Source organism: Streptomyces sp. MCA2 (assembly GCF_023544705.1).
GTDB lineage: Bacteria > Actinomycetota > Actinomycetes > Streptomycetales > Streptomycetaceae > Streptomyces > Streptomyces decoyicus.
Window position 1 is genome coordinate 33,265 of the sequence record NZ_JAMJFM010000013.1, and the last position, 15,052, is coordinate 48,316.

Sequence of the window (15,052 nt, forward strand, 5' to 3'; positions counted from 1 at the left end):
AGTCCGCGGCCCGTCGCGGGGCGTTTTCCCCAAGGTCTGTACGGAAAGGCTGGTCTCCGCACCATGCGGGGGAAAATGTGCACGGAGCGTGACGACCCTCGGCCCAGGGGGCGTGCTCAGGGGTGCAGCAGCACCAGATCGTCGCGGTGCACGACCTCCCGCTCGTAGGCGGGGCCCAGCTCGCGGGCGAGATCGCGGGTCGAACGGCCCATCAATCGGGGGATTTCCCTGGCATCGAAATTGACGAGCCCGCGGGCGACCGCGTGGCCGTCGCCGTCCCGCAGCTCGACCGGGTCACCGGCGGAGAACTCCCCGTCCACGGAAGCGATGCCGGCCGGCAGCAGGGAGGAGCGCCGTTCGACGACGGCCCGCACGGCTCCGTCGTCCAGCACGAGGGCGCCGCGCGGGGTCGAGGCATGCGCGAGCCACAGCAGCCGGTCGGCGGAGCGGCGGCCGGTGCGCAGGAAGTGGGTGCCGGTCGAGCTGCCGGCGAGCGCGTCCGCGGCGTGCACGGCGGAGGTCAGGACGACCGGGATGCCGGCCGCGGCCGCGATCCGGGCCGCCTCGACCTTGGTGACCATGCCGCCGGTGCCGACGCCGGCCTTGCCCGCGCTGCCGATGGAGACGCCCGCCAGGTCCTCGGGCCCGCGCACCTCGGCTATCCGGGAGGTGCCGGGGGTGGCCGGATCGCCGTCGTAGAGGCCGTCCACGTCGGAGAGCAGGATCAGCAGGTCGGCGCGGACGAGATGGGCGACCAGGGCCGCCAGCCGGTCGTTGTCCCCAAAGCGGATCTCGTCGGTCGCGACGGTGTCGTTCTCGTTGACGATCGGTACGGCGCCCATGGCCAGCAGCTGGTCGAGGGTCCGGTAGGCGTTGCGGTAGTGGGCCCGGCGGCTGGTGTCGTCGGAGGTCAGCAGGACCTGGCCGACGCGGCGGCCGTAGCGGGCGAACGAGGCGGTGTAGCGGGCGACCAGCAGGCCCTGGCCGACGCTGGCGGCGGCCTGCTGCCGGGCCAGGTCGCGGGGCCGCCTGTCGAGCCCCAGGGGCGCCAGACCGGCCGCGATGGCTCCGGAGGAGACCAGCACGATCTCCTTGTCCTGGTGCTTGGCCAGCACGTTCACCAGCGCGTCCACGCGGTCCGCGTCCAGTCCCCCGGCGGCCGTGGTCAGCGAGGAGGAGCCGACCTTCACCACGATCCGGCGAGCGTCCTTCACGTCCTGCCTTGCGCCTGCCACCTGCATACCCCTGTGCTCGCCGATCCCACCGCCGTACGGGGGATCCCTGCCCGACCCGCACCACGGCCCTACGGGCGCAATCTACGGCAGGGCGGCCTGCGGGCGCTTCGTGATATCGCCTGGCGGACGCCCTTCGGAGGGACCGGCCGGACCCGGCGCGGACCCGAGGGCGCAGAATGGGGGCCGCAATTCCCGGGCCCTACTTCCGGGATTTTTCATGGCCACGCGGTTTTCCTTAAGACGGAAGCCGAGGCCAAGAGGTTGCGTTCGATTGGTCCGCTTTCGCGGTGATGAGAGCCACAGCAGATTGTCACCAAGGCCAACAAGGTCATACGGTCGGGTGTCCATCGGTCCCGTTTCGCCGCTCCGGCGGCGTCGCAGCGCGGGACCCGGCCGCCCCCCTCGGCCTCCCCCTGACCATTCGTGCTGCCAGGAGCCCTCCCCCGTGCCTTCCGCCGGAATCGCCCCCCGCCGAGCCGTCCAGCTCGCGGCACTCTTCGCGATGATGGTCGCGTTCACCGCCCAGTTGGTCGGTGCGCTGCTGCCCGTCATCCCGCTGTTCATCGCCGCATCCGTGGTCAACCTGGGTCTCGACCTGGTCCTCCAGCACAAGCAGCCCGGCCTGCTCGCGGTGCTCGGCCGGATCCGGTTCGATGTCACGGTGCGCCAGTTGCTGCGCGACATGCTGATACTGGTCGGCCTGCTGCACATCGACGGCATCAACCCGCTCGAGGAGCAGGCGCCGCTCACCATCACGCTGCTCCTCTTCTACGGCACCCACTTCGTGTGCCAGGCGGTCGCGGTGCTGGTCCGCAGGACCCGCAGCATGCCGTTCGTGACCCGCAACATCGACGCGAGCGCGCTGCGGCTGTGCGACGCCCCGCCGCGCATCCTCTCCCGCCAGACGGGCCGGCGGCTGCTGCGCTTCTCCGTGCCCACCACGGTCGGCATGATGCTCACCTCGATCACCACCGACGCGTACTGGGGCGGCATCGGCCTGGCCGTCTCCCTGACCCTGTCCGCCGGCGGCACGCTCTACCTGGGCACCTGGCTGCTGCCCAAGAAGCGGGTGGCCAGCGAGAAGCAGGCCCTCGCCTGGCTGGACAACTGGCTGGCCGAGTACCGGCCGACGGTCGGCATGTACTTCTCCGGCGGTTCCTCCTCCGCCTACCAGGCCAACATGTGGCTGAGCACGCTGGCCTCCCTCGACGGCAACCCGATCATCGTGCTCCGTGAGCGCTTCATGGTGCAGAAGATCGAGGCCACGGACGTGCCGATCGTCTGCATCCCCAAGGTCGCCAACCTGATGCGGCTGGAGCACTCCACGCTCAAGGTCCTGCTGCACCCGGCGAACTCCGGCAAGACCTCGCAGATCCTGCGCATCCCCTCCATCAAGCACGCCTTCACCAACCACGGCGAGAGCGACAAGCTGTCCTCCTGCAACCCGTACGCGAAGGCGTACGACGAGGTATGGGTGGCGGGTCCGGCGGCCCGTGACCGCTACCAGCTCGCCGACATCGGCGTCGAGGACAAGGACGTCATCGAGGTCGGGCGCCCCCAGCTGGCCCCGATCGAGCCGATCCAGCGGCAGGACGGTGCCCCGGCCGACCGGATGACGACCGTGCTGTACGCCCCGACCTGGGAAGGCTGGGACGGCAACCCGGGCAACACCTCGGTGATCCTGGCGGGCGAGAACATCGTCCGCGAGCTGCTCGCCGACGAGAACGTGCAACTGCTGTACAAGCCGCACCCGATGACCGGTTCCGTGGACCCGCGCGCGGGCGCCGCCAACACCCGCATCCAGGCGATGATCACGGAGGCCAACACCCGGCGCAGCGGGGAGCGGCCGGGCCCGGAGGCCGCCGCCGAGCTGGCCCGCCGTACCGAGGCGCTCAACGCGCTGACCACGTCCGCGTTCCGCAAGAGCGCGGACGAGCTGGAGCGGATGCGGCTTCAGGGCACCCCGGAGGAGGGCCGCGCCGCCGCCGTCGCCGCGGCCGTCACCGCCTGGGAGGAGGCGTACTGGAAGTCCTTCCCCCGGTGGGAGCACCGCATCATCACCACCGCCCGCCCCGGCATCTTCAGCTGCTTCAACCAGGCCGATGTGCTGATCAGCGATGTCTCCAGCGTCGTCTCGGACTACCTGAGCAGCGAGAAGCCGTACGCGGTCGCCAACACCTCGGGGATGAGCGAGGACGACTTCCGGGCGAACTTCCCGACCGTGCGGGCGGCGACGATCCTCACGCCCGAGGCGGACGGCGTGGCCGGTCTCCTCGACGCGGTCCGCGACCCGGAGCAGGACACCCTGGCCGCGGAGCGGGCCGAGCTCAAGGAGCACCTGCTGGGCCCGTCGGACCCGCCGTCCTCGGTCCGCTTCAACCAGGCCGCGCTGGATCTGTGCGCGAAGGCCGACGAGCGGCGCATCCGGATGGAGAACCGGCTGTCCGGTATCCCCGGCCAGCGCTCGCAGGAGGACATGGACGCCTCCGAGACGGCCGAGCACGAGGCCAGCGGCGCCTCGGACACCACGGCCGCCGTCTAGGCCGCAGCGGGCCGCTCACGGCCTCGGTGCAGAACGCCAACGGGGAAGGCCCCCGGGAGGAGAACTCCCGGGGGCCTTCCCCGTTGTGCGGTGCAGCGGACCGCCGGACGGGCCGTCAGAAGGGCTTGAAGCCCTCGTACTCCTGGTCGGCCTCGTCCCGCGCCACGTCCCGGTCCTTGCGGCGCTGCGCGGCCGGACGGGGCGCCTCCATGCGGTGGTCCTCGCCACGCCGGCCCAGCATCTCCGCGCCGGCCGCCATCATCGGCTCCCAGTCGAAGACGACGGCGTTGTCCTCGGGGCCGATGGCGATGCCGTCGCCCGCGTGCGCGCCCGACTTGCGCAGCGCGTCCTCGACACCGAGGCGGTTGAGGCGGTCGGCGAGGTAGCCGACGGCCTCGTCGTTGTTGAAGTCGGTCTGCCGGACCCAGCGCTCGGGCTTCTCGCCGCGCACACGGTAGAAGTTCTCGCCCTCCTCCGTGACCGTGAAGCCGGCGTCGTCCACGGCCTGCGGCCGGATGACGATACGGGTGGATTCCTGTACGGGCCTTGCCGCGCGGGCCTTGGAGACGACATCGGCGAGCGCGAAGGACAGCTCCTTCAGGCCCATATGGGCGACCGCGGAGACCTCGTAGACGTGGTAGCCACGCTCTTCCAGGTCGGGGCGGATGATGTCGGCGAGGTCCTTGCCGTCCGGGACGTCGATCTTGTTGAGGACGACCATCCGGGGCCGGTTCTCCAGGCCGCCGTACTGCTTGAGCTCCTCCTCGATCATGTCGAGGTCGGAGACCGGGTCACGGTCGGCCTCCAGGGTCGCGGTGTCCAGGACGTGGACGAGCACCTCGCAGCGCTCGACATGCCGCAGGAACTCCAGGCCCAGGCCCTTGCCCTGGCTCGCGCCGGGGATCAGGCCGGGGACGTCCGCGATCGTGTAGACGGTCGAACCGGCCGTCACCACACCGAGGTTGGGCACCAGGGTGGTGAAGGGGTAGTCGGCGATCTTGGGCTTGGCGGCGGAGAGCACCGAGATCAGCGAGGACTTGCCGGCGCTCGGGTAGCCGACCAGCGCGACGTCCGCGACGGTCTTGAGCTCCAGCACGATGTCGCGGGCCTCGCCGGGCACGCCGAGCAGCGCGAAACCGGGGGCCTTGCGGCGGGCGGAGGCCAGCGCGGCGTTGCCGAGGCCGCCGCGGCCGCCCTGGCCGGCGACGAAGGTGGTGCCCTGGCCGACGAGGTCGGCGAGCACATTGCCCTCACGGTCCAGGATGACGGTGCCGTCGGGGACCGGCAGGACCAGGTCCTGGCCGTTCTTGCCGGAGCGGTTGTCGCCCGCGCCCGGCTGGCCGTTGGTGGCCTTGCGGTGCGGGTGGTGGTGGTATTCGAGAAGGGTGGTGACGTCCTGGTCGACGACCAGGATCACATCGCCGCCGCGGCCGCCGTTGCCGCCGTCCGGGCCGCCCAACGGCTTGAACTTCTCCCGCATCACGGAGGCCACGCCGTGGCCTCCGTTACCCGCGGCGACGTGCAGCTCGACGCGGTCCACGAAGGTGGTCATGGTGGGGGTGCCTCCAGATAACTACGGGTATGTCGCTGTACTGCGCGCATGTCTCTGTACTAACACGCAAGGGCGGACCGGCCTTCCCGCTGTCGCGGGAAAAGGCGGTCCGCCCCTGAGTGGTGCTGATGCTGAGCTATCGCTCGGCCGGGCCGAAATTACTCGGCGACCGGAACGATGTTCACGACCTTGCGGCCACGGTGGGTGCCGAACTGCACCGCACCGGCAGCAAGGGCGAACAGGGTGTCGTCGCCGCCGCGGCCGACGCCCGTGCCCGGGTGGAAGTGGGTGCCACGCTGGCGGACCAGGATCTCACCGGCGAGGACGGCCTGACCGCCGAAGCGCTTCACGCCGAGCCGCTGAGCATTGGAATCGCGACCGTTCCGAGTGGACGATGCGCCCTTCTTATGTGCCATGTCTCCTCAGTCCCTTACTTCGCCGGAGCGTCGATGCCGGTGATCTTCAGCGCCGTGTGGAGCTGGCGGTGGCCGATCCGCTTCTTGTAACCGGTCTTGTTCTTGTACTTCTGGATCCGGATCTTGTCGCCCTTGTGGTGGTCCACGACCTCGCCCTGGACCTTCACGCCGGCCAGGACCCACGGGTCGCTGGTGACTGCGTCACCGTCGACCACCAGCAGCGTGGAGAGCTCGACGGTGTCGCCGACCTTGCTGGTGGAAATGCGGTCTACCTCGATGACGTCGCCAACAGCAACCTTCTGCTGGCGTCCGCCGGTGCGCACGATCGCGTACACGCGGAACTCTCTTTCGCTAGGAACGGATCCTCTGATGCCAGCCGCTCACACGGGCTCGGGATGGGGCCCGTGGAATCCGAATGGACGAGCGGCCTCCCTCGGCGGACCGAGAGGTGTTTGCTCAGGGGTTTGGTGTCACAGACACCGACGGTCAAGGTTACGGGGCCTTGACCAGGGGGTCAAACCGGCCCCGGACCGCTGACGGCCCGGGGCACGGCCTGCTGCTCAGTCCTCCGCGGAAGCCGACGCGGCAGCGGTCTTCTTGGCCGTCGCCTTCGTCGCCTTCTTCGGCGCCGCCTTCTTCGCGGTGGTCTTCTTCGCCGCGGCCTTCTTGGCGGTGGTGGCGGTGGTGGTCTTCTTCGCCGCCGCCTTCTTGGCCGTGGTCTTCTTCGCCGGGGCCTTCTTGGCGGCGGCCTTCTTCGCCGTCGCCTTCTTCGCGGTCTTCTTGGCCGCGGGCTCCGCCTCCGCCCCGGCGCCCTCGACGGGCTCCGCGACCTCGGCCGGCTCGGGCTCGGTGACCGGCTCCGTCGCCGGCGCCGGCTCCGCCGGGACGACGATCTCGGCGGCCTCCTCCGAGGCCTTGGGGGCGCCCGCCGGAGCGGTCGCCTTACGGGTCGCGCGGCGGCGCGGACGGGCCGGTGCGGGCTCCGCGACGGGCGCCTCGGCGACCGGCTCCGGGACCGTCTCCGGCTCCGCTGCCGGCGCCGGCGCCGACTCGGCCGGGACGACGATCTCGGCGGCTTCCTCCGAGGCCTTGGGGGCGCCCGCCGGGGCGGACACCTTCCGGCTCACCCGGCGGCGGCCACGGCCGCGCCCGGCGGCCGCCTCGGCCTCGGCAGGGCTGCTGAACCATTCGTCGGTGCCGTCCACCGCGGGCTGGAGCTCTGCCTCCGTCACGGGGGCGGGCTCCAGCTCCGGCGCGCCACCGTCCGGGGTCGGCTCGACCGCCTCGGCCTCGTGGACATGCGGCTCCGCCTGGGCGCCCTTGCCCTTCTTCTTGCGCTTGCCACCGCCACCGGCCGTCGTCGGCTGGTCCATGTGGACGATGACGCCACGGCCGTTGCAGTGCACACACGACTCGGAGAAGGACTCCAGCAGGCCCTGGCCGACCCGCTTACGGGTCATCTGGACCAGGCCGAGCGAGGTGACCTCGGCGACCTGGTGCTTGGTCCGGTCCCGGCCCAGGCACTCCAGCATCCGCCGCAGCACCAGATCCCGGTTGGACTCCAGCACCATGTCGATGAAGTCGATGACGACGATGCCGCCGAGGTCGCGCAGCCGCAGCTGGCGCACGATCTCCTCGGCCGCCTCCAGGTTGTTCCTGGTGACCGTCTCCTCGAGATTGCCGCCCTGACCGGTGAACTTCCCGGTGTTGACGTCGATCACGACCATCGCTTCGGTCTTGTCGATCACCAGCGAACCGCCGCTGGGCAGCCAGACCTTGCGGTCCAGCGCCTTCATCAGCTGCTCGTCGATGCGGTACGTCGCGAAGACGTCGACGTCCGAAGTCCACTTCTGGAGCCGGTCGGTGAGGTCCGGGGCGACGTGCGCGACATAGCCGTGGATGGTCTCCCACGCCTCGTCACCGCTGACGATGACCTTGGAGAAGTCCTCGTTGAAGATGTCGCGGACGACCCGGACGGTCATGTCCGGCTCGCCGTAGAGCAGGGTCGGCGCATTGGAACTGCCGCCGCTCTTGGCCTTCTTCTGGATCTCTTCCCACTGCGCCTGGAGCCGCTGGACGTCGCGCGCCAGCTCGTCCTCGCTCGCGCCCTCCGCGGCGGTGCGCACGATGACGCCCGCGTCCTCGGGGACGATCTTCTTGAGGATCTGCTTCAGCCGCGCCCGCTCGGTGTCGGGCAGCTTGCGGCTGATACCGGTCATCGAGCCCTCGGGCACGTAGACCAGGTAGCGGCCGGGGAGCGAGACCTGGCTGGTGAGCCGGGCGCCCTTGTGGCCGATCGGGTCCTTGGTGACCTGCACCAGCACGGACTGGCCGGACTTCAGCGCGGTCTCGATGCGGCGCGGGCCGTTGGACATGCCGAGCGCCTCGAAGTTGACCTCACCGGCGTACAGCACGGCGTTGCGGCCCTTGCCGATGTCGACGAAGGCGGCCTCCATCGACGGCAGGACGTTCTGCACCTTGCCGAGGTAGACATTGCCGACGTACGAGGTCGCCTGCTCCTTGTTGACGAAGTGCTCCACGAGCACGTTGTCCTCGAGGACGCCGATCTGGGTGCGCTCTCCGCTCTGGCGGACGACCATCACCCGCTCGACGGCCTCGCGGCGGGCGAGGAACTCCGCCTCGGTGATGATCGGCACCCGGCGGCGGCCCTGCTCGCGGCCCTCACGACGGCGCTGCTTCTTGGCCTCCAGGCGGGTCGATCCCTTGATCGACTGCACCTCGTCGGCGCTGGTGCTCTCGTCCTTCTTACGGGGCTCGCGGACCTTGACGACCGTGCGCTCCGGGTCGTCGGCGGTGCCGGTCCCGTCCTCGCCGGTGTCACCGGTGCGACGGCGGCGACGACGGCGACGGCGGCTGCTGCTGGAGCCGCCGCCCGACTGCTCGTCGGCTTCCTCCTGCGTCTCCGGCTGCTCGTCGGCCTGCTCGTCGCTCTCCTCGGACTCGGCCTGAGCGCTCTCGCGCTCGTCGTCCGTACGGCCCTCGGCGGACTGCTCCTCGGCGGACTCACCGCGGCGGCGGCGACGGCCACCACGGCGGCGGCGGCGCGAGGGGCGGTCGGCGGACTCGTCCTCGCCGTGACCACTCTCGGCCTGCTCGGTCTCCGGCTCGGCCGCTGCCTCGGCCTCTTCGGCCGCCGGCTCCTCGGCCGGGGCGGCGGTGACCTGCTCGGGCTCGGCCGGGGCGCCACGACGGCGACGGCGGCGCGCACCGCCGGCGGGCTGCTCCTCCACGGCCGGCTCGGCCGGGGTCTCCTCCTGGCGGGCCGCGGCAGCGGCGGCGGCAGCGGTCTCCGGCGTCTGGAACATCGGCTCGGTGAAGACCGGCGCCTGGAAGACGGCGGTCGGCGGCCGCTGCGCGCGGCGACGGCCGCGCTGCGGCGCCTCCTTCGCGGGCTCCTCCTCGGCACGGGGCGCCTCGGCGGCCGGCTCCGCGGCACGCTCGCCACGGCGGCGCGCCCGACGGCGGGGGGCCTCGGCGGTCTCTGCTGTCTCTGCGGTCTCGGCCTCGGCGGCCGGCGCCTCCGCGGCTTCCGCTGCCCCGGTCTCCTCGGCTTCCCCGGCGGCCTGCGGCGCACCCGAGGGGGCGGTGACCTTACGGGTGGCACGGCGGCGCGTGCGGGGCGGCTTGGCGTCCTCGGCGGGGGCCGGGGCCTCCTCCTCGGCGGCGGGAGCGGCCGGTGCGGCGCTCTCGTCCGTCGCGGCGGCGGCCTCGTCGGCGTCGCTCCCCTGGGGGGCGCCGGCCGGAGCGGTGGCCTTACGGGTGGCCCGGCGACGGGAACGGCGCGGCGCGGCGTCCTCGGTCTCCTCGGCGGCGGGCGCGGCCTCCGCGGCGGCCTCGACGGGCTGGGCGGCGGGCGCGGGCGCCTCGGCGGCGGCAGGCTCCTGGCCGGCCTCGGCCTGCGGGGGGCCGGCGGGGGCGGACACCTTGCGGGTCGCCCGGCGGCGGCCGCGGCGCGGCGCGGCGTCCTCGGTCTGCGACGCCTCGGCGGGCGTCTCGGCAGGCGTTTCGGCAGGCGTTTCGGCGGCAGCGGATGTCTCGGCTGCGGCCGGTTCGGCGGCTGCCTCGGGCTGCTCGGCGGCGGCCGGCTGCGGGGCTCCGGTCGGGGCGGTGACCTTGCGCGTCGCACGGCGGCGGGTACGGGCCGGCTTGGCCTCGTCTCCGGTGGTGACCGCGGAAGCGGTCGTCTCCTCGGCGAGGGCCGGATCGGCCACGGACGCGGCGGCGTTCTCGGTGCTCACCACTGCTTCGGCGGCGCCACCGGCCGACGGCGGACCGGCCGGCCGGGATGCCGCACGGCGCCTGCGGCGCGGCGGCAGCGTGTCGCTGGGTGAGTGATTGTCGTCGGCACCACGGTCCTCGGACGGCGTGGAGCGGGTGGGCTCAATGGGCTCGAGCATGCGGGCGGTTCTCCCGTCACGCTCCCGGGCGCCGCGCCTGATTCCGGCCGCGGTCCGCGTGATGAGCGCGGTCCCGCTGTCCGGGGCGTGGGCGCCGCACGGGAGCTGTCGTCTCGCTCACCGGTCCCCGTAGGGCAGGGACCGGCGAAAGTCTCCTGGTCAGTGCGTCTGCCGGACCGGGGTGGCTCCCTGGCTGATCGGCGACGCGACGACGGCAGTCCTACGCAGTACCTTCCCCGGCTGCCGGGGAGGCCCCACTCGTCGCCTTCGCGGCACTCAGCCCGGCGGCCGTGGATGGGGCGGCCGTGGCAGCGTCGCGGTCGGGCGCTAGCGGGTCAGTCACCGCGCCGGACTCCTCATCGAGCAGCCCCTGCGCCAGCCTGGTCACCGCTGCGGGGACCGGCGGCGCCAGGTCGGCCGTAGCTCGGAGGCCGGACAGGACGTCGTCGGGTCGAACGGCAGGTGTCAGATGCCGAACAACCAGCCGCAGTATCGCACAGGCATTGCCGTCGGGCCTATCGGTGTCGCGACCTGCGGCCTCCAGACGCGCCACTGCGGCCCGCGCGTCAAAGGTCCGGATGCCATTTTTCGTACGCCGCTCGACCTGCACCTCTTCCGCGGCGAGGAACGCCGCGACGGCGCGCTCGGCGGCCTGTACCTCGACCCCGTCGAGCCGGATCTCCCATACCGAGGCCTGGAGCCGGTCGGCCAGACCACTGGTGTGGGCCTCGACCGCGTCGGTCACATCGAGACCGTCCGGCAGCGACTCGTCGAGAAGGGTGCGGAGGGTGTCCGGGTCGCGGCGCTCGGCGAGCTGGATCTCCAGGTACTCGGCCTCACTGCCCGTACCGGTCGGGGCGGCGTTGGCGTACGACACCTTGGGGTGCGGGGTGAAGCCCGCCGAATACGCCATGGGGACCTCGGCGCGGCGCAGCGCCCGCTCGAAAGCGCGCTGGAAGTCGCGGTGGCTGGTGAACCGGAGGCGGCCGCGCTTGGTGTAGCGCAGTCGGATGCGCTGCACCGCCGGTGCGGGCGGCGGGCCTTCGGGCTGTCGCTTGCCCAGTGTCGTTCAGTCCTTCGTGAGTGCGGTCGTACTGCTACCTAGAGTACGTGTCCCGGGAGCTCCCGGTTCCCGGCGGGGCGCGGCAGCTGCGGCCCGCGGCGGCTGCGCGGGGGCCCCGAACAGCGCCCGCCGGATCTCCCTGCGGGTCTGCCGTACGGTTGCGCGGGCGGTGCGCAGCGCCTGCCGGACGGGTCGCCAGAGGCCGTCGCGGATGACGTGCCCGAGCGGGGTGAGCACGGTGCGGTAGACCCACCGCAGCGGTTCGACGAAGACCCACCGCAGTACCGTGCCGAGGAACCGGCCGAGGGCCCGGGAGAGGATTCCGGCGGCCCGCCAGCAGAGCCCGAACGCCGCCCCGACCTCGCGGACGACCACCGTCACCACGGCTGCCAGCAGCCGCCCGGCCGGCGCCAGCACATAACGCCACAGGGTGACCACCGGCACGGCCACGAGCCACCGCACGAGTGTGGCGAGTACGGCGCCGATGCCGCGCACCAGCCAGGCGATGCCGTGCCCGGCCGGCGTCAGGACGTACGCGTACAGCCACTGGGCGGGGACCACGATCAGATACCGGACAAGCCACGCCACCGCGGCGCCGATTCCCCGGCCGACGGGTGCCAGTACATACCGCCACAGGGTCACCCACGGCCACACGAACAGCGCGCGGCCGAGCCAGGCCAGGGCCACGCCCAGTGCGCCCAGCACCCGGACGATGCCGTGCCCCACCGGCGTCAGCACATAGGTGTACAGCCACTTCGCCGGGACCACCACCAGATACCGGACCAGCCACGCCACCGCCATGGCGGTCCCCCGGCCGGCCGGCGCGAGAACGGAGCGCCACAGCCACACCAACGGGGCGACAATCAGCGTCCGCCAGATCCAGCTCAACGGGATCACGACAAGGATCCGCCAGGCCCACGCCACAGAGATGACCACGAGAGTGCGCCAGGCCCACACCACGGGGACGGCCACGAGAGTGCGCCACAACCAGGCGAGGCCGCGGCCGAGGGGGCGCAGCACGCTGCGGTCCACGGCCCGGCCGGCGGCGGCCAGTGCATCCCACACCAGGCGCACCGGCACCACGAGCACCAGCACCACGATCCGCACCGGCAGCCGGACCACGGTCGTCACACAGCCCTCGCCCGGCTCGTAACGGGCGGGCACCTGTCGTTCCCTGTCGCTGGGCTCCATTCGCCCGTCCCCCTGTACTGCTGTCCTGGTACGTACTGCCCTGCCCCGGCGCCTCAGGCGGGCCGGTGCGGCTGCTGTCCGGCGGCGGTCGCCGCGGGGATCCAGTAGCGCAGCTTCTCGTCCCGCTGGTCCTCGAAGATCCCGCCGCAGGCCTCGATGACCTTACGTGAGCCGGTGTTGGTGTCGTCGCAGGTCACCAACACCGGGTCGATGCCCAGCTCGTGATGGGCGATCGGCAGCGCGGCGCGCAGGATCGCGGTGGCGTGGCCCCGGCGGCGGGCACCGGGGCGTACGCCGTACCCGAGGTGGCCGCCCCAGTTGAGGAGGGACGGGGTGAGGTGGTGGCGGAAGGTGCACCGCCCCAGGTAGGTGTCGCCGTCCACCCACCAGCGGGTGGTCATGGGGACCACACCGTCGGCGCGTGTGTTGCTCATGACGCCGCCGGCCAGTTCGACGTACTCGGCGAAGCCTTCGGCGGTCGGCCAGCGGCTGTGCCACGTCGTCAGCTCGCCGGCCAGGGTGGAGTGCGGGGCGGACTCCGCACCGTCGGCACGGAATTCGTCCATCGCGGCGAGGAACGAGGCATGGACGGCGACGGTGGGGGCGATGAGCTGCGGTGCCATCGCCTCATTGTGCCGGAGCATGCCACGGCCCGGCCCCCGCAGGGTGCGGAGGCCGGGCCGAAGAGGCGTGGTGCAGGCGCTACTTGACGGACAGGGGGAGCAGCTTCTTGCCGGTCGGGCCGATCTGGATCTCGGTGTCCATCTGCGGGCAGACGCCGCAGTCGAAGCACGGGGTCCAGCGGCAGTCCTCGACCTCGGTCTCGTCGAGCGAGTCCTGCCAGTCCTCCCAGAGCCAGTCCTTGTCGAGGCCGGAGTCCAGGTGGTCCCAGGGCAGGACCTCTTCGTACTCCCGCTCCCGGGTGGTGTACCAGGCGACGTCCACGCCGAAGTCGGGCAGCGTCTCCTCGGCGGCCTTCATCCAGCGGTCGTAGGAGAAGTGCTCGCGCCAGCCGTCGAAGCGGCCGCCGCCCTCGTAGACGGCGCGGATGACCGAACCGACGCGGCGGTCGCCGCGCGAGAGCAGGCCTTCGACGATGCCGGGCTTGCCGTCGTGGTAGCGGAAGCCGATCGAGCGGCCGTACTTCTTGTCGCCGCGGATCTTGTCCCGGAGCTTTTCGAGACGGGCGTCCGTCTCCTCCGCCGACAGCTGCGGCGCCCACTGGAAGGGGGTGTGCGGCTTGGGGACGAAGCCGCCGATGGAGACCGTGCAGCGGATGTCGTTCTGCCCGGAGGCCTTGCGGCCCTCGGCGATGACCTTGACCGCCATGTCGCCGATCTGGAGCACGTCCTCGTCGGTCTCGGTCGGCAGACCGCACATGAAGTAGAGCTTCACCTGCCGCCAGCCGTTGCCGTAGGCCGTGGAGACGGTCCTGATCAGGTCCTCTTCGGAGACCATCTTGTTGATGACCTTGCGCATCCGCTCCGAGCCGCCCTCGGGCGCGAAGGTCAGACCGGAGCGACGGCCGTTGCGCGTCAGCTCGTTGGCAAGATCGACGTTGAAGGCGTCGACACGGGTCGACGGCAGCGACAGACCGATCTTGTCTTCCTCGTACCGGTCGGCGAGGCCCTTCGCGAGGTCGCCGATCTCGGTGTGGTCCGCGGAGGACAGCGACAACAGGCCGACCTCCTCGAATCCCGTGGCCTTCAGCCCCTTGTCCACCATGTCGCCGATGCCGGTGATGCTTCGCTCCCGTACGGGGCGCGTGATCATGCCGGCCTGGCAGAAACGGCAGCCGCGGGTGCAGCCACGGAAGATCTCGACCGACATCCGCTCATGGACGGTCTCGGCCAGGGGGACGAGCGGCTGCTTGGGGTAGGGCCACTCGTCCAGGTCCATGACGGTGTGCTTGGAGACCCGCCACGGGACGCCGGAGCGGTTCGGCACGACGCGGGAGATCCGCCCGTCGGCCAGGTACTCGACGTCGTAGAACTTGGGGACGTAGACGCTGCCGGTCCTCGCCAGGCGGAAGAGGAGCTCATCGCGCCCGCCGGGCCGGTCCTCGGCCTTCCAGGCGCGGATGATCTCGGTGATCTCCAGCACCGCCTGCTCGCCGTCTCCCACGACCGCGCAGTCCAGGAAGTCCGCGACCGGCTCGGGGTTGAAGGCCGCGTGGCCGCCGGCGAGGACGATCGGGTGGTCCTCCGTACGGTCCTTGGACAGCATCGGAATACCGGCGAGGTCCAGGGCGGTGAGGAGGTTGGTGTACCCCAGCTCGGTCGAGAAGGAGACACCGAGGACGTCGAAGGCGCCGACGGGGCGGTGCGCGTCGACCGTGAACTGCGGGACGTGATGCTCACGCATCAGCGCTTCGAGGTCCGGCCACACGCTGTACGTGCGCTCGGCCAGCACGCCCTCGCGCTCGTTGAGGACCTCGTAGAGGATCATGACGCCCTGGTTGGGCAGACCGACCTCGTAGGCGTCCGGGTACATGAGCGACCACCGCACGTCACAGGAGTCCCAGTCCTTGACGGTGGAGTTCAGCTCACCGCCGACGTACTGAATGGGCTTCTGCACATGCGGGAGCAGGGCCTCGAGCTGCGGGAAGACCGACTCGGCAGACATCTCGAACCTT

The 15,052-nt window shown here is 71.6% G+C and carries 10 protein-coding genes; 1 reads left to right on the forward strand and 9 read right to left on the reverse strand.

Going from position 1 to position 15,052, the window contains the following annotated elements:
• Positions 1-116 precede the first annotated feature (116 nt).
• A complete protein-coding gene (gene proB / locus M8I34_RS13275) occupies positions 117-1,214 on the reverse strand; it encodes a glutamate 5-kinase (protein ID WP_250049661.1) in 1,098 nt (365 codons plus the stop codon).
• A gap of 466 nt (positions 1,215-1,680) precedes the next feature.
• On the opposite strand from proB, the gene M8I34_RS13280 reads away from it, so the two are divergent.
• On the forward strand, positions 1,681-3,777 hold the full coding sequence (locus tag M8I34_RS13280; protein ID WP_250049662.1) for a HupE/UreJ family protein: 2,097 nt from the start codon (positions 1,681-1,683) through the stop codon (positions 3,775-3,777).
• Between the two features lie 115 nt (positions 3,778-3,892).
• Here M8I34_RS13280 and obgE read toward each other — a convergent pair whose 3' ends face one another.
• The 8 genes from obgE to M8I34_RS13320 form a co-directional block, all read right to left on the reverse strand.
• Entirely contained in the window at positions 3,893-5,329 is a 1,437-nt protein-coding gene (obgE, locus tag M8I34_RS13285) for a GTPase ObgE (protein ID WP_244414809.1), read from the reverse strand.
• Positions 5,330-5,487: 158 nt separating this feature from the next.
• Positions 5,488-5,745 (reverse strand): 50S ribosomal protein L27, encoded by a 258-nt coding sequence (gene rpmA / locus M8I34_RS13290; RefSeq protein ID WP_018088248.1) that lies wholly within the window; start codon positions 5,743-5,745, stop codon positions 5,488-5,490.
• 14 nt (positions 5,746-5,759) lie between these two features.
• Entirely contained in the window at positions 5,760-6,080 is a 321-nt protein-coding gene (rplU, locus tag M8I34_RS13295; protein ID WP_030082047.1) for a 50S ribosomal protein L21, read from the reverse strand.
• Between the two features lie 225 nt (positions 6,081-6,305).
• The gene (locus M8I34_RS13300; RefSeq protein WP_250049663.1) at positions 6,306-10,163 is read right to left on the reverse strand and encodes a ribonuclease E/G; all 3,858 of its coding nucleotides are present in this window, start codon (positions 10,161-10,163) and stop codon (positions 6,306-6,308) included.
• Between the two features lie 220 nt (positions 10,164-10,383).
• Positions 10,384-11,184: a TIGR03936 family radical SAM-associated protein gene (locus M8I34_RS13305; protein ID WP_250049664.1), complete on the reverse strand. Its 801-nt coding sequence runs from the start codon at positions 11,182-11,184 to the stop codon at positions 10,384-10,386.
• A 48-nt stretch (positions 11,185-11,232) separates the two neighbouring features.
• Positions 11,233-12,417 (reverse strand): hypothetical protein, encoded by a 1,185-nt coding sequence (locus tag M8I34_RS13310; protein WP_250049665.1) that lies wholly within the window; start codon positions 12,415-12,417, stop codon positions 11,233-11,235.
• 53 nt (positions 12,418-12,470) lie between these two features.
• On the reverse strand, positions 12,471-13,040 hold the full coding sequence (locus M8I34_RS13315; RefSeq protein WP_250049666.1) for a GNAT family N-acetyltransferase: 570 nt from the start codon (positions 13,038-13,040) through the stop codon (positions 12,471-12,473).
• 79 nt (positions 13,041-13,119) lie between these two features.
• Positions 13,120-15,042, reverse strand: coding sequence for a TIGR03960 family B12-binding radical SAM protein (locus M8I34_RS13320; protein WP_250049667.1), 1,923 nt, complete (start codon positions 15,040-15,042; stop codon positions 13,120-13,122).
• Between the last annotated feature and the right edge of the window lie 10 nt (positions 15,043-15,052).